The following is a 241-nucleotide window of genomic DNA, read 5'->3' on the forward strand; positions in this document are numbered from 1 at the left end:
CTCACAGGGAGAATTGGTTGCGGGAGCCGGATTTGAACCGACGACCTTCGGGTTATGAGCCCGACGAGCTACCAGGCTGCTCCATCCCGCGTCCGTATATTACACCTGTCGCTTCCATCACGACAGCTTTTCTTGCTTACTGCTTCTCACAGGGAGAATTGGTTGCGGGAGCCGGATTTGAACCGACGACCTTCGGGTTATGAGCCCGACGAGCTACCAGGCTGCTCCATCCCGCGTCCGT

Annotated in this window: 2 tRNA genes; both read right to left on the minus strand. The window is 57.7% G+C overall.

The features are described from left to right. Positions 1-14: 14 nt before the first annotated feature. Positions 15-91, minus strand: a tRNA-Met gene (locus A1830_RS20865). Between the two features lie 68 nt (positions 92-159). Then, a tRNA-Met gene (locus tag A1830_RS20870) sits at positions 160-236 on the minus strand. Positions 237-241 lie beyond the last annotated feature (5 nt).

The organism is Erwinia sp. ErVv1 (genome assembly GCF_900068895.1).
GTDB lineage: Bacteria > Pseudomonadota > Gammaproteobacteria > Enterobacterales > Enterobacteriaceae > Erwinia.